Here is a 22,475-nt window from a genome sequence, read left to right as displayed (position 1 = left end):
ACGCGCCGCCCGGGTGTGACGGTCAGCGCGCGAATGCGGCGACGGCTTCGGTCATGTACGCCGCGTGACCCTGCGCGATCGCGGCCGGGTCGTCGATCAGCGCGAACAGGTTCTTCGGGTCGACGGCGGGCGGAATCAATGCGATCTCGACGCCCGCGTTGTGCCGCTGCGCGAGCGCATACAGGTAGCGCAGCGCCGAGTAATCCTCGAGCGCGAAGCCGACCGAGTCGAACACCGTGACTTCGTCCGCGCGTTCGCGGCCGGTCGTCTCGCGTTGCAGCACACGCCACAGCTCGGTCACGGGGAAGTCGGCCGGCATCTGCTGGATCTCGCCCTCGATGCGCGACTGCGGCTCGAATTCGACGAACACGCGGCCCGCCTGCAGCACGCCCGCTTCGAGTTCGGTCTTGCCCGGGCAATCGCCGCCCACGGCGTTCAGGTGCATGCCGGGCTCGATCATGTCGGTGGTGACGATCGTCGCGTACGCCTTGTCGGCGGTGACGGTCGTCACGATGTCGGCGCCGCGCACGGCGTCGGCGGTCGACGCGGCGCGCACGACGCGCAGCGCCGGGTACGCGGCGAGGTTCTGCACGAGCTTGTCGGTCGCGCGCGGATCGACGTCGAACACGCGGATTTCGTCGATGCCGAGCAGCGTGTGGAATGCGATCGCCTGGAATTCGCTCTGCGCGCCGTTGCCGATCAGCGCCATCGTGCGCGCGTCGGGGCGGGCGAGCGCTTGCGCGGCGAGCACCGACGTGGCGGCCGTGCGCAGCGCGGTGGTCAGCGTGAGTTCGGCGAGCAGCAGTGGGTAGCCGGTATCGACTTCGGCGAGCGCGCCGAACGCCATCACCGTGTGCATCCCGCGCGCGGCGTTGACGGGGTGGCCGTTCACATACTTGAACGCGAACAGCGACGCGTTCGCGACGGGCATCAGTTCGATCACGCCGTCGCGCGAGTGGCACGCGACGCGCGGTGACTTGTCGAAGTCGGCCCACTGGAGGTAGTCGGCGCGCAGCGTGTCGACGAGCTCGCGGAGGAACGTCGTGACGCCGGTCCTGGCGATCAGTCGGGCGGTGGCGGGAACGTCGAGGAAGCGGGTCATATGTTTGTCTCCTGTCGACCCGAGTTGGCGCTTTAGCGCTTACTCGGGTCCCATGCCTTGTGCGGTCGACCCGAGTTGGCGCTTGAGCGCTTGCTCGGGTCCCATGCCTTGTGCGGTCGATCCGAGTTGGCGCTTTAGCGCTTGCTCGAGTCGCATGCCTTTTGCGGTCGACTCGAGTTGGCGCTTTAGCGTCCACTCGAGTCCCCTGCTTTAAATACTCGGTGCCGGTCCGGGTGCCCCTGGCGTTCCGGTCGACCGGGCGGTGCATCGGTGCGTGTCCAGGCCTCCTGGAAAGCGGCGGCGCGGCATGTCCTGCCGGTCGATAGCGTCATTATTTCCGCGAGTCGAGCCAACAAAAAGGCGGCAAAAGTGGCAGATTTATCGATAGACTAGTCAAAATGCTGGCCGAATTTGTCAATTTGATCAATTCCCACTGGTCGGAACGTGCCGCTCCCGGCACGCTGGCAGCCGGTTTGCGTTCATCAACAAGGAAGCGCCACACATGATCACGCTCGACGACGTCGACCGGCAGCTCATCGCGCTGCTGCGCGACAACGCGCGACTGCCCGTCGTCGCGCTGGCGAAGGAATTGCGCGTCGCGCGCGCGACCGTGCAGAACCGGCTGACGCGGCTGGAGAAGAACGGCGTGATCGTCGGCTATACGGTGCGGCTCAAGCCGGCGGCGGAACGGCACAGGATCCGCGCGCTGATGTCGATCGCCGTGCAGGGCAATCGCGGCGCGGAAGTGGTGAAGGTGCTGCGCGGGCATCCGAACGTCGCGTCGATCCATAGCACCAACGGGCGCTGGGATCTCGTCGCCGAACTGCATGCCGATTCGCTCGAGCACTTCGATCGGGTGCTCGGCGCGATCCGGCTGATCGACAGGATCGCGAATACCGAGACGAGTATTTTGCTGTCGACGCACAAGGCGTGACGCGGGTATCCCGGCGAGGCCGCGGCGGCGTACAAAAGGGTGTGCCGATGCGAAGTTCGCGGCCGGGCGTCGTTTCCGTTGCGATCGCAGCCATGGCATACACGGCGTTGACCCGGGGCCCCATTCCGTCGGAATACAAGCCGGTCAATTTCCGGAGAACGGGAATCGTTTCATCCGCCCGTGGCGTGGAATGCGCGGCGTACCGTTCGGCAACCGGGGTATTCAACCCTTCCGGTTTTCCATTTGGCTGGTTTCTCGGGAATTACACTAATCCGCGTCACAAAGTCAAAACTTGGGTCCGCTTTAACAGGTTCGGCATGCTAATCTGAATCGGCAATAAAAAAAGACGCGATAAATGACGGGGTCAATAAGATGACACAGGATGCCGGGAGGCGGGGAGAATGTGCGCAGGGTGCCCGGATGCCGCATGCCGCGGATGCGGAAGGGGCGTCGGAGCCAATCAATCTGGTCGAACTCGGCGCTCGCGTGTGTTCGGTGACCGCGCTGGGCATATTTGCGTATCTGGCATATCTGCCGTGGCGCCAGAATCCCGGCCGGATCACGTTGATCCTGCTGCTGGTTTCCGCGGCATTGACCGTTGGCTTGTCGGCATTCGCGAAATTGCCGAAGCGGCGCGACTGGCATCCGGTCGCGGTGTGCTTTTCCCTTGGCGGCTCGTTCTACTGCCTCGCCTATCAACTGGACGCCAGTACCCAACTGATTCCTGAATGGGCCGGCGGGGCTGTGCAGTTTTGCGGGATTGCGTGCCAGCTGTTCGCGAAACTGTCACTGGGGCGCTCGTTCGGTCTGCTGCCCGCCAATCGCGGGGTGGTTTCGGTCGGCGCGTACCGGTTCGTGCGTCACCCGATCTATGCCGCCTACTTGTTGTCCGAAATCGGTTTCGTGCTCGCCAACTACAGCGCACGAAACGTGTTCATGATCACCAGTTGGATGCTGCTGCAGATCGGGCGGATCGGTCTGGAGGAAAGCGTGTTGTCGGAAGATGCGGATTATCGCGCGTACAAGGAGAAGGTGCGGTACCGGCTGATTCCGGGCGTGTTTTGACGCGAAGGCCGGGCGCCCGCCATGCGCGTCGCCGATGCACACATGGGCGCGGGGTATCGCGCCGCGATCGGGTCGATCCCGTGTAAAGCTGCAGGTACCGCCACATCGTCAGGCGCTGGCCGCCGGCTCCGGAAACACCGGCTCGCCCAGCGTCAGCATCAACCGGTTCGCCCATGCGAAGATCGCGACCGCGTGCGACAGGTCGAGCATCTCCTCATGCGTCAACCCTACGGTTTCCAGCGCCGCAATATCGCTCGCGTCGACCGTATCGGGCCGCTCCGTCAGCGCGATCGCATAGCGGACGATCGCGCGTTCGCGCGCCGTCGTGCCGGCCGTCGCCGGATCGTCGAACACCTGCTCGATCGCGTCGGTGCGTTTCGCGAGCTGCGTGAAGCGCTGAGCATGCACGGACGCGCAGTACACGCAGCCGTTCACGCGCGACACGGCCGTGCTCGCCAGTTCGCGCTCCGCGCGCGACAGCCCGCCGGGGCCGTACATGATCGCGTTGAATACGCCGGAACGCTGCCGCAGGATCTCGGGAAGATGGACGAGCAGCAGGTAATAGTCGGACGTCTTCGCTTGCGGGTGGCTCGCTTCGAGCACGGCGAGCTGATCGGGCGTCGCGGCGTCGAGCGACACGGTGTCGAGCCAGGCACGCCAGCCGAGCGTGTCGGACGTGAAGCCGTGCGTGGCCGTCGTCATGCGGCCTCCTTGGTGACATGTGCCTGAAGCGCTCGCGCGGCAACGGCAACCCGCAACTGATACGCAACGAACGCCACGAGCTGCGACAGCGCGACGATCGCGGGCGTCGTGAGTCCGGCCGATTTCAGCGCGTCGAGGTCGGACGGGCGCGCATCGACGGGGGCGCGCGTCAGCAGGCGCGCATGCGCAAGGATCGCGCCGAGGCGGCGGGGCAATGCGTCGAATGCATCGGCGTCCGCACGTGCGATATCGTCGGGCGTGCCGCCTGCGTCGATCAGTCGTGCGCGATAAGTGTCGGCCAATGCCCGCGCGTTCGATGTGTGTGCGACATACCGTGCCGCGTGCAGTCTTTCGATCAATGCAAGATCGGGCAACGCGGGATCGAACAGCGCAGCTTCGCTCAGCCGCGTATGAAGCAGCACCTTGTCGCGCGCGTGGCGCAGCGCGGCGACGGCGTCGCCGGCGCGCAGGCCGGCGATCGCGTCGATCGTGTCCGGCGCGGCGGCCGGCGAGATGGATTCAGTCATCGTTTCGGGTTCCCTTCGTCGTCAATGTGATCGATGGACGCGCGCTCACGCGTCGGTGTCGCGCCATTCGTCGCCTTGCAGTTCTGCGTTCGCGTACGCGACGAGCGCGTCGTAGTGACGGTCGCGGTCCGCGTCGAACAGCCGGCTCGCAATCCCGCGCGCGAGCCGCCTGGCGCCCGCGCTGATGGCCGGGATATCGCCGGACAGCTTGCCGTGGCTCAGGCTCGCCGCATGGTTGAAGCAGTGGATTCGCGTGATGGCCGCACATGCGCCGGGCTCGCGCTCCTGGAACGCGAACGCGGGGCCGAGATCGGGCGACTCGGCGAGCTCGTCGATCCACATGCCCGGCTCCGGTCGATAGCGATCCTTCCAGCGCCGGACCTGCGCGCCGAACGACGCGAATTCCGCGCGCGTCGTCCAGTCCGAATGAAAGCCGGTCGCGAAGATCAGGAAGTCGACCGTGTAGTGGCCGCGCGGCGTCGTCACGTCGAGCCCGTCCGCGTGTTCCGCGAGCGTCTCGATCGGGCTGCCCGCATGAAAATGCGCATGCGCATGCGCGTGACGCGACACGCGCAGCACGCTGTCGCGCGGCGGCGGCGTCTGCGACGTCAGCGCGTAATGCATGAAGCGCCACTTCGTCGCATCGTCGAGATTGGCGTAACCGTGCACGAGGCCCGGGCTGCCGATGCCCGTCAGCTTGTTGATGCGCGGAATGTCCGTGCGGCGAAAGAACAGGTCGACGCGCGCGGCGCCAGCCTCGAGCGCGGTGCCCGCATTGTCGAACGCGGATGCGCCCGCACCGACCACGCCGATGCGCTTGCCCGCGAGCGCCGCGAAATCGATCGGCTCGGACGAATGGGCCCAGCGTGTGCGCGGCGCGCGTTGTGCGACGGGCGGGACGTACGGTCCGCCGAGCCCGTCGCGGCCGGTGGCGAGTACCACGTGCCGCGCCAGCAGCGTTCGGGCTTCGCCGTTGCCGCGCACGTCGAGCGCAAGCAGGCCGTCGTCGCGCGGGCGCAGCGCGACGAGCGTGGTGTCGTTGCGCACCTGCAGGCCGAGCACGCGCCGGTACCAGCGCAGGTAGTCCATCCATTGCGTGCGGGGAATCTTGTGGAGCGCGTCCCACGCGTCGCGGCCGTATTGCGCTTCGAACCAGGCACGGAACGTCAGCGCGGGCAGCCCGAGCGCGGGGCCCGCGAGCTGCTTCGGCGAGCGCAGCGTGTCCATCCGCGCGAACGTGACCCACGGGCCTTCGTAGCCGGCCGGCGCGCGGTCGATCACGCACTGGTTGTCGATGCCGAGCAGGCGCAGTTCGGCGGAGGCCGCGAGCCCGGCCATGCCGCCGCCGACGATCGCGACGTCGAGCACGCGTGTGCCGTCGGCCTCGCGCGGCGGCACCCACGACGGCGCGGGCAGGTCGAGCCAGCGCAGGTCCTGCGCGAGCCGGGCTTCGAGCGCGTGGAGTGCATCGAGCCGTGTCGTCATGCTGCCTCCGGGCGGGTACGGCGTGCACGCGTCGTGCGGGTTGCGCCACGCGGCGCGCGCTCGGCACGCAGCCGGTCACCGCGCAGCAGCGCGTCGTGCGCGGCGGCGTCGTGAAAGATCACGTCGTCGAGCAGCGCGCGCGTCGTACGGTGTAGTGCGTCGAGCAGCGCATCGACGGCGGACGTGCGCGCCTTGCCGGCCGGCGTCGCGACACCGAACGCGAACGGGATGTCGACGTCGAGCGGGCGTGCGACGACGCCGTCCACCGGCAGTGCCATGCCCGTCGCCGGATCGACGATGCCGATCCCGATGCCCGCACGCGCGGCCATCACCGCATTCAGCGACGCGTTGGTTTCGAGGAATACGCGTGCGTCGACCCGCGCGGCCGCGAATGCCGCATCGATCCGCTGGCGCAACCGGTGCCGGTTCGCGACCGTCACGATGCGGCGGCGTGCGAGATCGCGCAGCGCGATGCGTGGCTGCGCCGCGAGCGGGTCGCCGGCAGGCAGCACGGCAACGCACGGCGTCTGCGCGATCCAGTGCACGTCGAGCCCCGCGTGCGCCATCGGCAGCGTGACGACGCCGACATCGGCCGTGCCGGCCAGCACCTCGTGCACGACATGCTCGGCCGATTCGCTGCGCAACTGGTAGTGGGGCGCCTGCGCGCCGTCGGGCAGCGCGGCGAGCGCGGCCGGCACGAGCGTGGCCGCGAGCGAAGGCGTTGCCGCGATGCGTACGGGTTCGGCGGTTTCATCGCCGAGCGCCCGTGCGCGCGCCTCGATCGCACGCAGGCCGACCAGCGAGCGTTCGACTTCCTCGTAGAGCAGGAACGCGCGCCGCGTCGGCGTGACGCGCGGGCCGTGCCGGTCGAACAGCGCGTAGCCGAGATCGGCTTCGAGCTCCTGGATCTGCCGCGTGACGGCCGGCTGCGAGCGGCCGAGCAGTTCGCCCGCGCCGGTCACGCTGCCGGCCGACATGACCGCGGAAAAGGCTTCGAGTTGATGCAGCTCCATGACACCTTCCGATGATGCGATCTGCGCATTGTAGGAGTGCGAGCATGCGTGATTCATATAATGATTCTTGCTATCGACAGCGCGAAAACTGCGAAAGGCCCGATCGTTGCGATCGCCGGTGGTGCGTGTGCGTGCGTCGGCTGCGACGGGTGACGAGAACGAAACGCCAATCGAATCAACGTGATGCGATGCATGCCGATGCGTCGGGCGATGCGGGGCATGCAGGCGGGCGTTCGCGAGCCGCCACCCGTTCGCGCCGCGCACGATATCGATATGCGCAAAACTTCGTTGGATCGTCCTGAACCGGATGGTTACATGCCCTCACTCTTTTTGACTGACTGAAGCTGGGGGACGCATGAACGTTTCGGAGAACGACGCGCGCGGTGCATGGCGGCGCGTGCTGGGCACGGTGGCGGCGCTCGCTGCCGCATGGGGCTTGTCGACGGGCGGCGCGCTCGCGGCGGGCGTGTCGGGCGAGCCGGTGGTGATCGGCGTGAGCGGGCCGCTCACGGGCCAGGACGCGCAGTACGGCGAACAATGGAAGCGCGGCTTCGATCTCGCGCTCGACGAGATCAACGGCAGCGGCGGCATTCACGGCCGGCCGCTCGCAGTCGACTTCCAGGACAGCCGCAGCGACCCGCGCCAGGCCGTGGCGATCGCGCAGAAGTTCGTCGCCGATCCGCGCATCGCGATCGAGCTGGGCGACTTTTCCAGCGCGACTTCGATGGCCGCGTCGCCGATCTACCAGCGCGGGCAGCTGATCCAGTTCGGCTTCACGAACTCGCATCCGGATTTCACGAAGGGCGGCGACTATCTGTGGAGCACCGCGCTGAGCCAGGCCGAGGAGCAGCCGCTGCTCGCGCGCTACGCGGTGAAGGAACTCGGCTTCAAGCGGATCGCGGTGCTGTACCTGAACACCGACTGGGGCCGCACCAGCAAGGACATCTTCGCGAAGGCTGTGGCCGGGCTCGGCGCGCAGGTCGTCGCGGCCGAAGGCTATCAGCCGACGGAGAAGGATTTCCGCTCGACGCTCGTGCGGATCGGCGCATCGAAACCCGATTCGATCGTGCTGATCTCGTACTACGCGGACGGCGCGCAGATCGTGCGGCAGGCGCGCACGTCCGGCGTCACGCTGCCGATCGCGGCGGTCGGCTCCGTGTATTCGCCGAAATTCCTCGAGCTGGGCGGCGCGGCCGTCGACGGCGTCTATACGGAATCGAACTTCTTCCCGGCCGAGCCGCGCCCCGAGGTGCAGGCGTTCGTGCAGCGCTATCGCGCGAAATTCCATGCCGATCCCGATTCGTTCGTGGCGCGCGCATACGACGCGCTGATCCTGTCGGCCGAGGTGCTGCGTCGCTACGGCACGACGCGCCAGGCCGCGCACGACGGCTTCGCGAAAATCAGCGACGTGCCGAGCGTGATCTTCGGCAAGGTGCGCTTCGATCCGCAGAAGCGCCGCGTCGCGGGCGCACGCACCGTCTATCTCGTCGTGAAGCAGGGGCAGTGGGCGCTGTGGGACGGCGCGAAACCGCAGCTCGCGGCGCGCTGATTCGGAACCCGGACGCATCGTGATGGCTTCCTGGCTCGACTACACGCTCAACGGCCTCATCGTCGGCAACATCTACGCGCTGCTCGCGGTCGGGCTTGCCCTGATCTTCGGCGTGTCGCACCTGATCAACTTCGCGCACGGCTCGGTCTACATGGCCGGCGCGTTCATCGGCTGGCTGTGCCTGACGCGCTTCGGGCTGCCGCTGCCGGTCGCGCTCGCCGCGGTCGTCATCGGCTGCGGCGCGCTCGGCGTCGCAATCGAGCGCATCGGGTTGCGGCCGCTGCGCCACGCGGCGCGCATCGCACCGCTGCTCGCGACGATCGGCATCAGTTTCATCCTCGACCAGCTCGCGCAGCTCGCGTTCGGCGCGGACCCGCGCGCGGTGCCGACGCCGCTGCCCGACTGGCATCTGCGGATCGCCGGCGCGACGCTCGGCTCGCTCGACTTGCTGATCGCGGGCATCGGCATCGCGGCGGCCGCGCTGCTGTACGGCTTCCTGCGCTTCACGCGGCTCGGCTGGGCCGTGCGTGCGACCGCGCAGGATCGCGACGCGGCGCTGCAGATGGGGGTCGACGTCGACCGCGTGAACCAGGCCGTGTTCGCGATTGCGTGCGCGCTCGGCGGCGTGAGCGGGCTGCTGGTCGGCATGTACTACAACAGCATCGATCCGGCGATGGGCTTCCAGGCGACGCTGAAGGGCGTGGTCGCACTGCTGATCGGCGGGCTCGGCAACGTGCCGGGCGCGATCGCGGGCAGCCTGCTGCTTGGCCTCGTCGAAAGCTACGGCGTCGCGCTGTTCGGCACCAGCTATCGCGACCTGTTCGCGTTCGGGCTGCTGATCGTGTTCCTCGTATGGCGGCCGAACGGCCTGTTCAGTGCGAACCGCATGCTGCCGCCCGAGCCGATGACCGGCACCTTCCTCGCGGCCGCGAAGGCCGTGCGCGTGCCGCGCCCGGTACTCGTCGTGCTGGCCGCACTGGCGGCCGTGCTGCCGTGGCTCGGCGCGTCGCCGTACGTGCTGCAGACGCTGACCAACGCGTGGCTCTACGGGCTGCTCGCGCTGAGCCTCACGCTCGTCGCGGGCACGGTTGGGCAGATCTCGCTCGGTCACGCGGCGCTGCTCGTGATCGGCGCGTATGCGTCGGCGCTGCTGTCGTCGGATCTCGGCTGGTCGCCGGCCGTGACGATCCCGTGCGCGGGCGTCATCACGGCCGTGCTCGGCACGCTGCTCGTCTATCCGGCATTCCGGCTGCGCGGGCACTACATGTCGATCGCGACGCTCGGCATCGGCGAAGTGGTGAGCCTCGTGATCCTGAACTGGGACGGCCTCACGCGCGGCCCGCTCGGCATCACCGGCATCGCACCGCTGCCATGGGCGACGACCGCCCGTGCCGCGTACTGGTTCACGTTCGCGGTGCTCGTCGGGTTCGCGCTCGTGCAGGTGCGGCTGCTGCGCTCGCATCTCGGCCGCACGCTGCGCGCGGTGCGCGAGGACGACGTCGCCGCGCGTGCGCACGGTATCGCGCCGAACCGCTACAAGGCGATCGCGTTCGCGGTCGGCGGCGTCGCGGCCGGTGTGAGCGGCGGGATCGCCGCGCATCTGTACAGCTACATCAATCACCAGACCTTCGATTCGCAGGTGTCGATCCTCGCGCTGACGATGGTGATCCTCGGCGGGCTCGGCAACGTGCTCGGCGGCATCGCCGGCGCGATCGCGCTGATCGGGCTGCCCGAGCTGTTCCGCTGGGCGGCCGACTACCGGATGCTGATCTACGGCCTCGTGCTGCTGCTGCTCGTCCGGTTCCGGCCACAGGGCCTGCTCGGCACGGTGTAAGGAGGAACACGATGACCACCCATCGACCCCTGCTCGACGTGCAGGGCCTGACGCGCCGCTTCGACGGCGTGACCGCGCTCGACGGCGCGAGCCTGTCACTCGCCGATGGTGAACTGCTGAGCGTGATCGGGCCGAACGGCGCGGGCAAGTCGACGCTGTTCAACCTGATCGCGGGCGCCGACCGGCCCGATGCCGGCCGCGTGACGTTCGACGGCCGCGACATCACGGGCACGGCGCCCGAACGCCTGGCGGCGCTCGGCATCGCGCGCACGTTCCAGCACGGCCGCGTGTTCGGCAACCTGAGCGTGCTCGACAACGTGCTGATCGGCGCGCATGCGCGGCTGCGCGCGGCGCGGCCGGGCTGGCCCGCGCTCGGCGCGGCGGCCGAGGTGCTGCGCGCGCTCGTGCGGCCTGCGGCCGTGCGACGCGAGGAAGCCGCGCTGCGCGACGAGGCGCGCGCGATCGTCGCCGGGTTCGGCGAGCGGCTCACGCCGCGCATCGATCATCCGGCGCACAGCCTGTCGTATGCGAACCGGCGGCGCGTGGAGATCGGCCGCGCGCTCGCGCTGCATCCGCGCCTGCTGCTGCTCGACGAACCGACGGCCGGGATGAACGAGACGGAGACGGCCGAGATGCTGCAACTGATCCAGTCGCTGAAGGCGCGCGGCCTGACGATCCTGCTGATCGAGCACAAGCTCGAACTCGTGATGCGCGTGTCCGACCGCGTGATGGTGCTCGACAACGGCGTGAAGATCGCCGAAGGCGCGCCGCACGACGTGCGGCACGATCCGCGCGTGATCGAGGCGTACCTCGGCCGCCGCCATGCGGGCGGCGCGCCGGCCGACCGCGCGGCACAGGCGGCCGCATGACCGCACTTTCTTCAGGGCTCCACACGACCATGACCGACGCGCTGCTGACACTCGAACACCTCGACACGTTCTACGGGCCGGTGCAGGTGCATTTCGACGTGAACTTCGAGGTCGGGCGCGGGCAGATCGTCAGCCTGCTCGGCGGCAATGCGAGCGGCAAGTCGACGACGATGAAACTGATTCTCGGGCTGATACGGCCGCGCCGCGGCGTCGTGCGCTTCGACGGCGACGACGTCACGGCGCTCGCGACGCCGCAGCGCGTGCGACGCGGAATCGCGGCCGTGCCCGAGGCGCGGCGGCTGTTCGGCGACATGAGCGTGCGCGAGAACCTGCTGATGGGCGCGTACACGCGCGGCGACCGCACGGCGGTGGCGGAAGACTACGAACGCGTGCTCGACCTGTTTCCACGGGTGCGCGAGCGGCTGACGCAGCGAGCGGGCACGCTGTCGGGTGGCGAGCAGCAGATGCTCGCGATGGCGCGGGCGCTGATGGCGCGACCGATGCTGATCTGCATGGACGAGCCGACGATGGGGCTGTCGCCGCTGTACGTCGACAAGGTGCTCGAACTGATCGATGCGATCAACCGGCAGGGCGTGACCGTGTTCATGGTCGAGCAGAACGCGAGCCTTGCGCTGGAGATCGCGCATTACGGGTACGTGTTGCAGACGGGGCGCGTCGTGCTCGAAGGGCCCGCGAAGACGCTGCTCGACGACGAGCGCGTGCGCGATGCGTATCTCGGCGGGGAGGCCGTAGCGGCGTAGCGGGTGTGGCGTTTCTTATATTTCAGCGTAAATTGACGTTCTCCTGAACTCGAACGCCACGGGGGCTACCGCGCCATGTTGACTTATTCCATTCAGAAGGTCGGCTACGATTTCGAGCAACTCGATCCGCAGGGGGCGACGGATTACCCGTCATTCATGCAGGCATTCGATGCATTCCCGTGGGCGGCGCAGCATGCCGAATGGGACGATACGCAGGAAGGCCCGTTGCCGGCCCTCGTGCTGCAGCATGCCGACGATCGGCGGGAATTGTGGGTGACCGCGTTGAGCGATGCGCATGCGGGCGGCTTCCAGCTGAATGCCGTTTCCATGCGGATGAAAAAGGGGCTGTTCGGGATCGGCAAGGGCAAGCTGGAGCGGCATGTCGACACGATCGACGTCGACGCGCGCGCGGACGTCGATACGTTGTGCCGGCTGTTTTGCGATCGTCAGTACGACGAGCTGGACCGGGTGGTCGCGCGGCACATGGAGCGCAACCGCTTCGATGACGACAGCGACGATTGAGGACGTACGCAGCCGGATATTGAACGTCTCGCCGGGAACGTCACCCGTAACATGGGTGGCACCCCGGTGCAGTCAAGTTCACCCATGCGTGGGTGGATTTTGCAGGCAGCGAATTCGTTTGGAACATCGTGTCGATACCCATCGTACTTGGCCGCACTGCGTCGCTATCGCGCTCTGTCAATGCATTGTCGAGAGATCCGACAGTTGCTCGATTCAATCGATTTAACGTTTGCATCGCCGTATGTGTGGGTATCTGTTGTGAGGTGGCTTCCTCCGCACGCGTATTCAGGCTGATCGATACCATCCGTTGCAGTATTGATAAAGCCAATTTTTCCTGACAGGCACTGCGTTCGCCGGTGGAGCCCGGGTGATCGCGTGTCGAGCCCCCTCAACTGCTGGCCGTCAGGCTGTCATCGGGCGTTGGTACAGGCCACGCTTACTCGGTGCACGATCCCCGGGGAGCGGCGTGAAATTTTCTTGTAATGATCATGTAATGAAAGTAGAATATTTTCCGAATCGGAGGTGTCGATTCAATTAATCCAATCAAATTGACCAATTTTAAATATGAATAATTCGATCGTAAAATCGGTAGTTGCTCTGGCACTTGCATCGACATCTTTGAGCGCATTTTCAGCGCAATCCACGGCACCGGCGAAAATCACGCGCCTGCTTACTAACTGGGGTGCTGATCAAATGATCGTGTCGACCGCTGCCCCTGTCGTGAACCCGGACGGGTGCCGTATGAGTGACGGATATGCGACCGCCGGGGATGCATCGGGACGTTCCCAGCAAGCATTCTTGCTGACCGCATTGAGCGCGGATCTGCCGATCTACGTCACGGTTCAAGGATGTATTGCGGATCGCCCGGCAATTTTGGGTATCTCTGCCAGCCCGAATTAAAAGATGGGCACGAGATCATGCCTATCAAGTTAATTATTGCAACAGTGATGTCGTTTTGCTGTTCGGCAGCAGTGTTTGCCGCAAGCGCGACTAATATTCAGCTCTCCGTGACGCCTAGCTCACCGCGCCCGGGAGCACCGGTAACGATTAAAGCTAAATTGACGGGAGACATCGTTGTCAAGCGGGTATCGCCAAATTCTCAAAACTCCAGTTCCCGATTGCATTTTTATGTAAATAATACCGAGGTGGGGAGTTATTTGGTTTCGGATTTGCCGCGTGGATCCACTTACTATAGATACGATACAACCCAAAGATGCGGGCCGAGTGGGGCGTGTGAGTTGGTTCAATTGGTTTTTCTGAATACGTCTCAGGTTGAGGCGTCACATAACGTGGTAATGCCAAAATCAGAAAAATCCATTCGTGTCTATGCGACCTTCGATGGCGACCGTTTTTCGGCTGGCTCAACTTCCGGCCCGACGACGGTTAAGAGTGGATCCTCGGCACCAGTCGGCGCCATCCATCTGCTCTTGAGTCAATGAGCTTGACTGAAAATGGCTAGCGCAATTCCGATGTGGTTGAGAAGATGCGTTGGCTGATCCTGGTGACGGATTCACCAAGATTGTTCAGTATGGTCCAGTAACCGACGACCACCCGTGTGGTCGTCGGTATTTTATAGGACGTCAAAGAGCGAAATTGGAATCGGCGATGTGGGTGAATCAAAAGCGCCGCGGTTGAGCTCAATATAAGTTTGTCAGAAGTTGCTCGTGAGAGCCGACGCATTGCCGTCGCAGATTTCCGAGTGACGACTCCCGACGGTTTCTGCTTGTCCGCGAGAGAAGTGGAGGCGATTGACTGTCTGTTGGCGCCTGCTTCTCCGGTCATCCACGCGGCGGCAGTTCGCCGGTTTCGATGTTATCGACTGCCACTCCCGTCGCGCGCGGAAACGTCAACACCACCGCGAACCCGCCCGCATCGGGGAACGCAAACCCGACGCGCCCGCCGTGCGCCTTCATCACTTCCTGCACGATCGCCAGCCCGAGGCCCGACCCGGTGCGCCGTTCGCTGCCGTCCGGTGCGATCCGCACGAACGGCTGCAGCGCGGCATCCCAGTGCTCGCGCGGAATTCCTCGACCGTTGTCGGTGACGGTCAGCGTCACGGCATCGCCGGCGTTGCCCTTCGTCGCGACCGAGACGACGATGTCGTCCGCGTGACCGTGCAGCAACGCGTTGTGCAGCACGTTCGACAGCGCTTCCTGCAGGCTGATCGCGTCGCCGTCGATCCAGGCGAGCGGCGCGTCGCTTGCGAACGCGACGGCCACGTCGCGCTCGCCCGCGAGCGGAATCGTGCGGCCGAGCACGACCTTCGCGAGCGCGACGAGTTCGACGGGTTGCAGCGGCACGGCCTCGGTGCGATGGATCACCATCGCGTGATTGAGCAACTGGCCGGTGAGCCGGCCGACATCCGAGCAGGTCGCGCGCAACGCGTCGAGTCGCGCCGCGTGACGCGCGGGATCGGCTTCGCCGTCGAGCAGCTCGATCTGCGCGTCGAGCCGCGCGAGCGGCGTGCGCATCTGGTGCGCGGCATCCGCGATGAAGCGCTGCATCGCATTGATGCGCTCGGCCAGGCGGCGCATCAGCCCGTTGATCGCCCCGATGATCGCGTCGATCTCGCTCGGCGTATCGACGGCCACCGGCCGCAGGTCGGCCGGGTCGCGCGCGGCGATGATCGCGCCGATCTGCGCGAGCGGGCGCAGGCCGCGCCGGATCGCGAGGCCGCTCGCACCGATCGCGAGCACGCTCATCAGCAGGATCAGCGTCCAGACCTTGATGCTCATGTCGTTCGTGAGCTGCTGGCGCGCGTTGGTGGTTTGCGCAACGGTCACGAGCGCCCAGCCGGGCGTGCTTTCCTCGGGCATGTAGCGTGCGATGGTCGCGGTGCGGATCCGGTGGCCCTGGTACATGCCGTTCGCGAACGCGGGGCCCTGTTTCGCGGCGGCGAGCGTCGCGGGGCTCGCGAGATCGTTGTAGCCGGCCACGACGATGCCGCGCGAATCGACCACCTTGTAGTAGACGAGGTCGTAGCGCGACAGCGTCGACAGCGCGGCCACCGGCGGATTCAGCGCGAGCACGCCGCCTTGTACGTAGAGGTTTTCCGCGACCTGGATCGATGCGCCCGCCAGCAACTGGTCGTACGCGCGTTCGGCCGCGACGCCCGCGTAGTAGCGCGCGATCGCCGCGAGCGCGAGCGCGCCGGTCGCGACGACGAGCGCGATGAACAGCAGCGTGCGCCCGAACAGCGTCTTCGGGAACCAGTCAATGCGCCGCAATCTGGTACCCCATCCCGCGCGCGGTACGGATCTCGACCGAGCTGCCCTGCAGTTTCCTGCGCACGCGTGTCACGTACTGCTCGACCGCGTTCGCGGTCGGCTCGTTGCCGAAGCTGAACAGCTGGTTCAGCAGTTCGTCCTTCGAGAAGATCCGCTGCGGGCGGCTCGCGAGAATTTCGAGCAGCGCGAATTCCTGGCGCGACAGCGACAGCGGCTGGCCGTCGAGTTCCGCGAGGCGGCTGCTGCGGTCGATCACGAGGCCGCCGAGCGTCAGCACGTCGTTCGCATGGCCGCTGTTGCGGCGCAGGAGCGCCTGCACGCGGGCATCGAGCTCGCGATAATCGAACGGTTTCACCAGGTAGTCGTCGGCGCCGAGGCCGAGGCCGCTCACGCGGTCGTCGATCGCCGAGCGCGCGGTGACGAGCAGCACGGGCGTCGTGCTGCCCGATGCGCGCAGGTGGCGCAGCACCGTGAAGCCGTCCATGCCGGGCAGGTTCGCGTCGAGCACGACGAGATCGAAGTGCTCGACGCGCAGCAGCCCGTGCGCGGTCGCGCCGTCGGTTTCGAGATCGACGGCATGGCCGAGACGCACGAGGCGGCTGCGGATCGCCGCGCCGATTTCGGCATCGTCCTCCACGACGAGAATGCGCATGGTGCCGTTTCGCAGGTGGGTGGGTTAGGGGTTTTCCCGGGGCCGGGATGTCAGCATTTTCTCAGACTCGATCGATAACCTGTGTCGAGCCGGATGCAGCATGCAAGGACGGCATTAATACCAGAAATATTCAAGGAGACGGCAACATGCAGCATGTCATGGGCACGACGAACGCGCGGCGTGGCGCGACGCTGGGCTTCGCGTGGCCGTTTGCCGCCCGCCGTACGGCGGCGCGCGCATGACGACGTCGCCGCGCCGCCGCGCGTTGATCGCCGCCGGGCTCGGCGTGCTGGCCGCGCCGGCGCTCGTGCGCGCGAAGCCGCGCACGGTGCGGATTTCCAAAGGCTATGGCGTGCTGTACCTGCCGCTGCTCGTGATGGAGAAGCAGCGGCTGTTCGAGCGGCATGCGGCGCGCCACGGCGTGCGCGACGTCGCGGTCGACTGGGTGCTGCTCGATGGCGGCAATTCCGTCAACGACGCGATGATGGCCGGCACGCTCGATTTCGCGGGCGCCGGCGCGCCGGGTTTCATCGAGCTGTGGGCGCGGGCGCGCGGCATTCCGAACGTCGAGGTGATCGGCATCAGCGGGCTGTCGGCCACGTCGCTGTCGCTGAACGCGAACCGGCCGGGCCTGACGTCGCTGCGCGACTTCACGCCGTCCGACCGGATCGCGGTGCCGGGCATCCGCACGTCGCTGTCGGCGGTCGTGCTGCAGATGGTCGCGAGCCGGCAACTCGGCCCGAAGCATTTCGCGCAGCTTGATTCGATCACCGTGAACCTGCCGCATCCGCAGGCGATGCAGGCGCTGATCCGCCGCGAGAACGGCGTCACCGCGCACTTCACGTCGCCGCCGTTCTCGACGCTCGAGCTGCGGCAGCCGGGTATTCACCGCGTCGTGAATTCGGTCGACGTGCTCGGGCCGATGACGCTCGACGTCGTGTTCGCGCCGAAGCGGCTCGTCGATACGGCGCCCGCGCTGGCCGTCGCGTTTCTCGGCGCGCTCGACGAAGCGAACCGCCTGATCGCGCAGGACCCGCGCGCGGCGGCCGCGCTCTATGCGGCATCGTCGGGCGTCGGCGTGTCGCACGACGACGTGATGCGGATGCTCGCCGCGCCGGACACGCGCTTCTCGGTGCTGCCGAACCAGCTGATGGACTACGTCGAATTCCTGTACCTGGCCGGCACGATCAAGGCCAAGCCGCGCGCGTGGCACGAGATGTTCGCGCCGATGCTCGACGACTACCGGTCGGGCTGATGCCGCCGCTTCCTTTCATCGAAACCCGTCGCGCCCGTGCAAGCATCGCGGGCGGCGCCGATTCAACCGATATGCAATCGCCACACAACCGCGATACAACCGATTCACGCAAGGAGCCTGAAGTGAACGCTACCGACACCCTGGACCCCGCGTCCGCCGAAGAACAGCGCATCATGTCGAAGCTGGCGCGGCGCCTGATGCCCATCCTCGTCGTGATGTTCCTGATCGCGTTCATCGACCGGCAGAACGTCGGGTTCGCGAAGCTGCAGATGGTGCACAGCCTCGGGATGACGGAAGCCGCGTTCGGGCTCGCGTCGTCGCTGTTCTTTATCGGCTACCTGCTGTTCGAGGTGCCGAGCACGCTCGCGCTGCATCGCTACGGCGCGCGCGTGTGGCTGGCGCGGATCATGCTGACGTGGGGGCTCATCACGGTGCTGATGGGCTTCACGACGTCGATGCCCGCGTTCTGCGCGCTGCGCTTCGTGCTCGGTATCGCCGAAGCCGGCTTCTATCCGGGCGTGATCTACTACCTGACGCTGTGGTTTCCGCAGAGCTATCGCGCGAAGGTGCTCGGCATCTTTACGCTCGGCAGCGCGCTCGCGAACATGCTCGGCTCGCTGGTCGGCGGCGTGCTGCTGAGCCTGAACGGCGTGTGGGGGCTCGCGGGCTGGCAGTGGGTGTTCGTGGCGACGGGTATCCCGGCGGTGATCGTCGCGATCGTCGTGTTCCGCGTGCTGCCCGCCTCGGTGCGCGACGCGCGTTTCCTCGACGAGCGCGAGAAGCAGATCGTCGAGGCCGCGCTCGAACGCGAGAAGCCCGCGAAGGCCGAGCACGGCCAGCCGTGGAAGGCGCTGCTCGATCCGCGCGTGATGCTGTTCGCGGCGACCTACATGCTGATGTCGACGTCGCTGTACGGCGTGACGTACTGGCTGCCGACGCTCGTGAAGTCGTTCGGCGTATCGAGCAGCACGAACGGCTTCCTGAGCATGCTGCCGTGGGCGCTCGCCGTGCTGCTGCTGCTGTGGCTGCCGGCGAAGCTGCGCCGCGCGAAGAGCATCCTGCGCACGATCGCGATCGTCGCGGCGCTTGGCGCGCTCGGCTTCCTGCTGAGCCTCGTGTTGCCGTCGACGCCGCTGCGCTTCATCGCACTGGTGCTCGGCGGCGCGTGCATCCCGCTGCTGTATCCGTGCTTCTGGTCGATGCCGCCGCGCTACTTCACCGGCGCGCGGGCGGCGGCGAGCGTCGCGGCGATCAACTCGATCGGCAACCTCGGCGGCTTCTTCAGCCAGAACCTGATGCCGTTTGCCGGCAAGGTGACGGGCACCGCGTTCGGGCCGATGATCGTGCCGATCGTGTGTCTCGCGCTGCTCGGGATCGGCGCGCTGGTCGCGTGGACGCGGTCGGAGCGGGGGATGGTGGCGGCGCGGGCGTGACGGCGTGCGGCGTCACCGCATCGTCACGTGGTTTCCTACGACCCTGAAGTTGGTCGAGACGTGCGCGTTGTTCGACAGCAGGTACTTGAGCGCGTCGATGTCCGGCGCGGTCGTGGAGAATCGGTTCCCGCCGTCGAACATGAAGTCCCACGTGACGATGCCGCGACTGTATTCGGGCATGTCCACGCGGATCTCCTTCAGCGACTTAAGCGGATACGCGCGCTCGTGCCAGTCGAACAGGTGCCGCACGTAGAGATGATCGGGCGTGACGATTTCGTAGCGCCGCAGGAACGGTATCGCGACGACGAAGAGCACGACAGTCGTGATCAGCCACGATCGGACCGCACGCCACACGACGGCCCGTGACGCACGGCCGCGCGGCTTGGTGCGGTAGCGCCGGTATGCGGACGGTACGATCAGCCAGACGGCGAACCACCAGGCGATCGCGATGAACCCGAGCGGCACGTTCATGAACGGCACCGAAAACGCGCCGACGAAGCTCGTCGGAAAATCCAGGAGCCGCGCGGTCGACACGAACCCGAGCCCGATGTAGCTGCCGGCCGGATGCGGGATGAACACGGCCGTCGTCAGGGCCTGCAGCGCGAGCAGGACGGGCCAGCACAGCAGCGATACGGCAAGCCAGCCGGCTGGCACCGCACAGGAGACGAGGACGTAGCTGCGGAGTGTTTTCATTGTGGCGAAGGGGAATGCGATCCGCTGGCGCATGGGCGCACAAGGACGCGGGACGGTGATGGCGAAGGATTGTAGCGCCACGCCGTCGCCGTCACCGCGCGTAGCGCGCAGGGATGGGCGGGTGGGGCACGGGCATTTCACAAGCCGAGGGTGCGAACGACGGACGCTTCACGATCCTGGCCGCCCGCCATCGACGCGAAGACGATTACCACTGACGACCGGCCGGCGGCCGGGCATCGCGTCGTCCCGCCTACGCGCGCGGCCCCCCAACCCCGCCATGCGCGACCGTCACCTGCGCAGGCGACAGCGGAATCTCCACCTCGACCGTCGTCCCCTCGCCGAGCGTCGTCGTGATCCGCAGCGTGCCGCCGACGAGGTACGCGCGCTCGCGTAACCCCACCAGCCCGAACGATCCCGACTTGCGCGGCACGCCGGGATCGAATCCCGCGCCGTCGTCGCGAATCGTCAGCGCGATCGTATCGTCGCCGTGCACGAGCTCGACATCCGCATGCGACGCGGCCGCATGCCGCGCGATGTTCGCGAGCGCTTCCTGCGCGATGCGGAACACGGCTGTCGCATACGGTTCGTCGAGCTGCAGCTCGGGCGGATCGACGTGCAGCTCGCATGCAATCCCGTGACGCTGCCGGAAATCCTCCACGAGCCATTGCATCGCCGCGGCGAAGCCGAGATCGTCGAGCATCAGCGGGCGCAGGTCCGACGCGATGCGGCGCGTCGCGGCCACCGCGCCGCGCGCCATCGTATGCATCGCCGCGATCTTGCGCGCCAGCGGCGCGTCGTCCTGCGGCACTTGGTTGATCAGCCATTCGAGCTCATTCTTCAGCGTCGCGAGCGTCTGCGCGAGTTCGTCGTGCAGCTCGCGCGCGATGCGGCGCTGCTCGGCTTCGCGCGCGCTCGCGCTGATCGCGGCGATCTCGCGCAGTTCCTCGCGTGACGCCTGCAGCGCACGCTCCGCGCGCACGCGCTCCTCGACCTCGCGCCGCAGGTCGCGGTTCGACGCGCTCAGTTGCGCGGTGCGCGCGGCGACGCGCTGTTCGAGCCGTTCGTTCGCGTCGTTCAGCTGCGCGCTCTTCTGCGCGACGAGCAGATGATGGTGGCGCGCGCCGGCCAGCGCGCGCACCGTCTGCGCATGCAGCCGGCCGTTCTCGAACAGCATCGCGAACAGCACGACACTGGACGCGACGAGACCGTACGCGCGCCCCGCGTAGAAGCCGAGGTCGTAGCGCCCGTGATTGAGCATCGACGACAGCGCGATGTCGAACAGCCACGCGACGAGCACCGTCATCACCCACAGGTCGAGCACCGAATGGCGCCGCCGCCGCTGCCACATCAGCATCAGCGCCACCAGGTTCAGCCCCCAGACGATCGTGATCGCGTTCGTCATCGGCGCGGCCATGCGGTTGCCGTTCATGATGCGCGGCAGCAGGTCGTGGCCGGCCGTCGCGAGCAGCGCGAGCGCGACCGTCGCGCCGGCCGCGGCCGCGATGCACAGCACGACGGGAATCGCCGCGTGGCGCTGCGGGGCCGGGATCGGGCCCGCCGCGCGCGACGTCGTGCGCAGCAGCGCGTACACGGCGACCGTCAGCGGAAAGCCGCTGTGCCAGAACAGGTACAGCCAGGCGGTGGTCTGGTCGCGGGCGCCGAGCAGGCCGGTCGGAGCGAACAGCCCGGGAAAGGTCAGCATGTGGGTGCCGGCCATGAAGCCCGTGAACAGGTAGCCGCCCGCGAGCACGAGCAGCGGTTTCTCGCGCAGGATTGCGTACTGGCCGAGCAGGAGGCCGGCCGTCACCATGTCGTTGACGACGATCGCCGACTGGTACACGGGGATGAACGCCCAGCCCGGCGCAAGCGGCCTGCCCGCGAACGGCGCGAGCGCGGCGAAGATCACGGCGGATACGAGCACGGTCGCGAGCGCGAGCCGCCGTTCGCGCCGGCCCGGTGGCAGCGACGACATGAACAGGTGCGACGCGTCCGGGTCGTCGTCGTCCGGGAGCAAGGGCGGGACGGGGACGGCGGCCGTCATGCGTTGCCGCCGGGGTCGAGGTCGTGGCGCACCGCGTAGCGGACCAGCGCGGCTTCGTGCGGCAGTTCCATCTTCTCGAGGATCCGTGTCTTGTACGTGCTGACCGTCTTCACGCTCAGCGCGAGTTCGGTCGCGATCTGCGTGACGGTCTGGCCCGCGACGATGCGGCGCATCACGTCGAGCTCTCGCGCGGACAGCCGTTCGTGCGGCAGCGTCTCGGCCGGTGTGCGCAGCGTGAGCGCGAGGCTTTCGGCTGCCGACGGGCTCACGTAGACGCCGCCCGCCGCGACCTTGCCGACCGCCTCGACGAGCTCGGCGGTCGCGCTGTCCTTCCTCAGGTAGCCGGTTGCGCCGGCCTTGAACGCGCGCGCCGCGTACTGCGCCTCCGCATGCATCGTCAGCACGAGCGTGCGCAGCGACGGCGCTTGGCGCTTCACCAGCCGGATCAGCTCGATGCCGGTCGGCGCGGGCATCGACAGGTCGAGCAGCAGCACGTCGGCGTCGCCGCGCTCGACCAGCGCAAGCGTGGCCGAGCCGTCGCTTGCCTCGCCGACGATTTCGAAACCGCCGGCCCTTTCCAGGATGTAACGCAGTCCGTCCCGCATGACTGCGTGATCGTCAGCCAGAATTACCCTGATCATCTAGCGATCCTCTTCGGGATGACGCAGCGTTCTGCTGTCAGGTGGTCGCCGCGGCTGTTCTTCTGATCAATATATTCCGCCGAATCCGAAAACGGTACACATCCGGGAAATTTTCGAGATGGACGATCGCGGATCGTGCACTGAAGCGAAATAATCGCGGGGAAAAGGTA

General features: G+C 67.0%; 21 protein-coding genes. 11 read left to right on the top strand and 10 right to left on the bottom strand.

Features of this window, described 5'->3' with window-relative positions; all coding sequences use genetic code 11:
- Positions 1–22: 22 nt before the first annotated feature.
- Positions 23–1,102 carry an ornithine cyclodeaminase gene (locus tag HWX36_RS20830; RefSeq protein ID WP_175954267.1) on the bottom strand — a complete coding sequence of 360 codons (1,080 nt, stop codon included), beginning with the start codon at positions 1,100–1,102 and terminating at the stop codon, positions 23–25.
- A gap of 502 nt (positions 1,103–1,604) precedes the next feature.
- Between HWX36_RS20830 and HWX36_RS20825 the strand changes: the two genes are divergently transcribed.
- Together HWX36_RS20825 and HWX36_RS20820 are read left to right on the top strand one after the other, a co-directional pair.
- The gene (locus HWX36_RS20825) at positions 1,605–2,036 is read left to right on the top strand and encodes an Lrp/AsnC family transcriptional regulator (RefSeq protein WP_175954265.1); all 432 of its coding nucleotides are present in this window, start codon (positions 1,605–1,607) and stop codon (positions 2,034–2,036) included.
- Positions 2,037–2,456: 420 nt separating this feature from the next.
- On the top strand, positions 2,457–3,101 hold the full coding sequence (locus HWX36_RS20820; protein ID WP_244136486.1) for a methyltransferase: 645 nt from the start codon (positions 2,457–2,459) through the stop codon (positions 3,099–3,101).
- Positions 3,102–3,209: 108 nt separating this feature from the next.
- Here the strand turns inward: HWX36_RS20820 and HWX36_RS20815 are convergent, their stop codons facing one another.
- From HWX36_RS20815 to HWX36_RS20800, 4 genes are read right to left on the bottom strand one after another with little or no spacing between them, the layout of a single operon-like run.
- Positions 3,210–3,803, bottom strand: a complete 594-nt coding sequence (locus HWX36_RS20815) for a peroxidase-related enzyme (protein ID WP_175954261.1) — start codon at positions 3,801–3,803, stop codon at positions 3,210–3,212.
- Positions 3,800–4,330, bottom strand: a complete 531-nt coding sequence (locus HWX36_RS20810) for a hypothetical protein (RefSeq protein ID WP_175954259.1) — start codon at positions 4,328–4,330, stop codon at positions 3,800–3,802. The genes HWX36_RS20815 and HWX36_RS20810 overlap by 4 nt, the downstream gene beginning before the upstream one ends.
- Before the next feature lie 45 nt (positions 4,331–4,375).
- The gene (locus tag HWX36_RS20805; RefSeq protein ID WP_175954257.1) at positions 4,376–5,815 is read right to left on the bottom strand and encodes an NAD(P)/FAD-dependent oxidoreductase; all 1,440 of its coding nucleotides are present in this window, start codon (positions 5,813–5,815) and stop codon (positions 4,376–4,378) included.
- Positions 5,812–6,828: a LysR family transcriptional regulator gene (locus HWX36_RS20800; RefSeq protein WP_175954255.1), complete on the bottom strand. Its 1,017-nt coding sequence runs from the start codon at positions 6,826–6,828 to the stop codon at positions 5,812–5,814. The genes HWX36_RS20805 and HWX36_RS20800 overlap by 4 nt, the downstream gene beginning before the upstream one ends.
- A 355-nt stretch (positions 6,829–7,183) precedes the next feature.
- Between HWX36_RS20800 and HWX36_RS20795 the strand changes: the two genes are divergently transcribed.
- The 7 genes from HWX36_RS20795 (at position 7,184) to HWX36_RS20765 (ending at position 13,802) form a co-directional block, all read left to right on the top strand.
- A complete protein-coding gene (locus tag HWX36_RS20795) occupies positions 7,184–8,377 on the top strand; it encodes an ABC transporter substrate-binding protein (protein WP_175954253.1) in 1,194 nt (397 codons plus the stop codon).
- Positions 8,378–8,399: 22 nt separating this feature from the next.
- Positions 8,400–10,211, top strand: a complete 1,812-nt coding sequence (locus HWX36_RS20790; protein ID WP_175954251.1) for an ABC transporter permease — start codon at positions 8,400–8,402, stop codon at positions 10,209–10,211.
- Between the two features lie 11 nt (positions 10,212–10,222).
- Positions 10,223–11,080 (top strand): ABC transporter ATP-binding protein, encoded by an 858-nt coding sequence (locus HWX36_RS20785; protein ID WP_175954249.1) that lies wholly within the window; start codon positions 10,223–10,225, stop codon positions 11,078–11,080.
- Entirely contained in the window at positions 11,077–11,841 is a 765-nt protein-coding gene (locus HWX36_RS20780; protein WP_175954247.1) for an ABC transporter ATP-binding protein, read from the top strand. The genes HWX36_RS20785 and HWX36_RS20780 overlap by 4 nt, the downstream gene beginning before the upstream one ends.
- Before the next feature lie 75 nt (positions 11,842–11,916).
- Complete coding sequence (locus tag HWX36_RS20775; RefSeq protein WP_175954246.1) at positions 11,917–12,363, top strand: hypothetical protein; 447 nt, start codon at positions 11,917–11,919, stop codon at positions 12,361–12,363.
- A 564-nt stretch (positions 12,364–12,927) separates the two neighbouring features.
- A complete protein-coding gene (locus tag HWX36_RS20770) occupies positions 12,928–13,263 on the top strand; it encodes a hypothetical protein (RefSeq protein ID WP_175954244.1) in 336 nt (111 codons plus the stop codon).
- 17 nt (positions 13,264–13,280) lie between these two features.
- A complete protein-coding gene (locus HWX36_RS20765) occupies positions 13,281–13,802 on the top strand; it encodes a hypothetical protein (RefSeq protein ID WP_175954241.1) in 522 nt (173 codons plus the stop codon).
- A gap of 339 nt (positions 13,803–14,141) precedes the next feature.
- Here the strand turns inward: HWX36_RS20765 and HWX36_RS20760 are convergent, their stop codons facing one another.
- Together HWX36_RS20760 and HWX36_RS20755 are read right to left on the bottom strand one after the other, a co-directional pair.
- Entirely contained in the window at positions 14,142–15,590 is a 1,449-nt protein-coding gene (locus tag HWX36_RS20760) for a sensor histidine kinase (protein WP_175954239.1), read from the bottom strand.
- Entirely contained in the window at positions 15,577–16,242 is a 666-nt protein-coding gene (locus tag HWX36_RS20755; RefSeq protein WP_175954237.1) for a response regulator transcription factor, read from the bottom strand. The genes HWX36_RS20760 and HWX36_RS20755 overlap by 14 nt, the downstream gene beginning before the upstream one ends.
- A gap of 238 nt (positions 16,243–16,480) precedes the next feature.
- Between HWX36_RS20755 and HWX36_RS20750 the strand changes: the two genes are divergently transcribed.
- Together HWX36_RS20750 and HWX36_RS20745 are read left to right on the top strand one after the other, a co-directional pair.
- Positions 16,481–17,497, top strand: coding sequence for an ABC transporter substrate-binding protein (locus HWX36_RS20750; RefSeq protein WP_175954235.1), 1,017 nt, complete (start codon positions 16,481–16,483; stop codon positions 17,495–17,497).
- Positions 17,498–17,619: 122 nt separating this feature from the next.
- The gene (locus HWX36_RS20745; RefSeq protein ID WP_175954233.1) at positions 17,620–18,930 is read left to right on the top strand and encodes an MFS transporter; all 1,311 of its coding nucleotides are present in this window, start codon (positions 17,620–17,622) and stop codon (positions 18,928–18,930) included.
- A 12-nt stretch (positions 18,931–18,942) separates the two neighbouring features.
- Here the strand turns inward: HWX36_RS20745 and HWX36_RS20740 are convergent, their stop codons facing one another.
- From HWX36_RS20740 to HWX36_RS20730, 3 genes are all read right to left on the bottom strand, one after another.
- On the bottom strand, positions 18,943–19,623 hold the full coding sequence (locus tag HWX36_RS20740) for a hypothetical protein (RefSeq protein ID WP_175954231.1): 681 nt from the start codon (positions 19,621–19,623) through the stop codon (positions 18,943–18,945).
- 250 nt (positions 19,624–19,873) lie between these two features.
- Positions 19,874–21,664, bottom strand: coding sequence for a sensor histidine kinase (locus HWX36_RS20735; RefSeq protein ID WP_175954229.1), 1,791 nt, complete (start codon positions 21,662–21,664; stop codon positions 19,874–19,876).
- Positions 21,661–22,305 carry a response regulator transcription factor gene (locus HWX36_RS20730; protein WP_175954227.1) on the bottom strand — a complete coding sequence of 215 codons (645 nt, stop codon included), beginning with the start codon at positions 22,303–22,305 and terminating at the stop codon, positions 21,661–21,663. The genes HWX36_RS20735 and HWX36_RS20730 overlap by 4 nt, the downstream gene beginning before the upstream one ends.
- Between the last annotated feature and the right edge of the window lie 170 nt (positions 22,306–22,475).

Source organism: Burkholderia sp. BCC0405 (assembly GCF_902833075.1).
Taxonomy (GTDB): Bacteria; Pseudomonadota; Gammaproteobacteria; order Burkholderiales; family Burkholderiaceae; genus Burkholderia.
This window is presented reverse-complemented; position numbering and strand designations above follow the sequence as displayed.

Excerpts from the sequence above, each read along its gene's own strand:
- HWX36_RS20830 (WP_175954267.1), bottom strand. The coding sequence starts at position 1,102 with ATGACCCGCTTCCTCGACGTTCCCGCCACCGCCCGACTGATCGCCAGG.
- HWX36_RS20825 (WP_175954265.1), top strand. The coding sequence starts at position 1,605 with ATGATCACGCTCGACGACGTCGACCGGCAGCTCATCGCGCTGCTGCGC.
- HWX36_RS20820 (WP_244136486.1), top strand. The coding sequence starts at position 2,457 with ATGCCGCATGCCGCGGATGCGGAAGGGGCGTCGGAGCCAATCAATCTG.
- HWX36_RS20815 (WP_175954261.1), bottom strand. The coding sequence starts at position 3,803 with ATGACGACGGCCACGCACGGCTTCACGTCCGACACGCTCGGCTGGCGT.
- HWX36_RS20810 (WP_175954259.1), bottom strand. The coding sequence starts at position 4,330 with ATGACTGAATCCATCTCGCCGGCCGCCGCGCCGGACACGATCGACGCG.
- HWX36_RS20805 (WP_175954257.1), bottom strand. The coding sequence starts at position 5,815 with ATGACGACACGGCTCGATGCACTCCACGCGCTCGAAGCCCGGCTCGCG.
- HWX36_RS20800 (WP_175954255.1), bottom strand. The coding sequence starts at position 6,828 with ATGGAGCTGCATCAACTCGAAGCCTTTTCCGCGGTCATGTCGGCCGGC.
- HWX36_RS20795 (WP_175954253.1), top strand. The coding sequence starts at position 7,184 with ATGAACGTTTCGGAGAACGACGCGCGCGGTGCATGGCGGCGCGTGCTG.
- HWX36_RS20790 (WP_175954251.1), top strand. The coding sequence starts at position 8,400 with ATGGCTTCCTGGCTCGACTACACGCTCAACGGCCTCATCGTCGGCAAC.
- HWX36_RS20785 (WP_175954249.1), top strand. The coding sequence starts at position 10,223 with ATGACCACCCATCGACCCCTGCTCGACGTGCAGGGCCTGACGCGCCGC.
- HWX36_RS20780 (WP_175954247.1), top strand. The coding sequence starts at position 11,077 with ATGACCGCACTTTCTTCAGGGCTCCACACGACCATGACCGACGCGCTG.
- HWX36_RS20775 (WP_175954246.1), top strand. The coding sequence starts at position 11,917 with ATGTTGACTTATTCCATTCAGAAGGTCGGCTACGATTTCGAGCAACTC.
- HWX36_RS20770 (WP_175954244.1), top strand. The coding sequence starts at position 12,928 with ATGAATAATTCGATCGTAAAATCGGTAGTTGCTCTGGCACTTGCATCG.
- HWX36_RS20765 (WP_175954241.1), top strand. The coding sequence starts at position 13,281 with ATGCCTATCAAGTTAATTATTGCAACAGTGATGTCGTTTTGCTGTTCG.
- HWX36_RS20755 (WP_175954237.1), bottom strand. The coding sequence starts at position 16,242 with ATGCGCATTCTCGTCGTGGAGGACGATGCCGAAATCGGCGCGGCGATC.
- HWX36_RS20750 (WP_175954235.1), top strand. The coding sequence starts at position 16,481 with ATGACGACGTCGCCGCGCCGCCGCGCGTTGATCGCCGCCGGGCTCGGC.
- HWX36_RS20740 (WP_175954231.1), bottom strand. The coding sequence starts at position 19,623 with ATGAAAACACTCCGCAGCTACGTCCTCGTCTCCTGTGCGGTGCCAGCC.
- HWX36_RS20735 (WP_175954229.1), bottom strand. The coding sequence starts at position 21,664 with ATGACGGCCGCCGTCCCCGTCCCGCCCTTGCTCCCGGACGACGACGAC.
- HWX36_RS20730 (WP_175954227.1), bottom strand. The coding sequence starts at position 22,305 with ATGATCAGGGTAATTCTGGCTGACGATCACGCAGTCATGCGGGACGGA.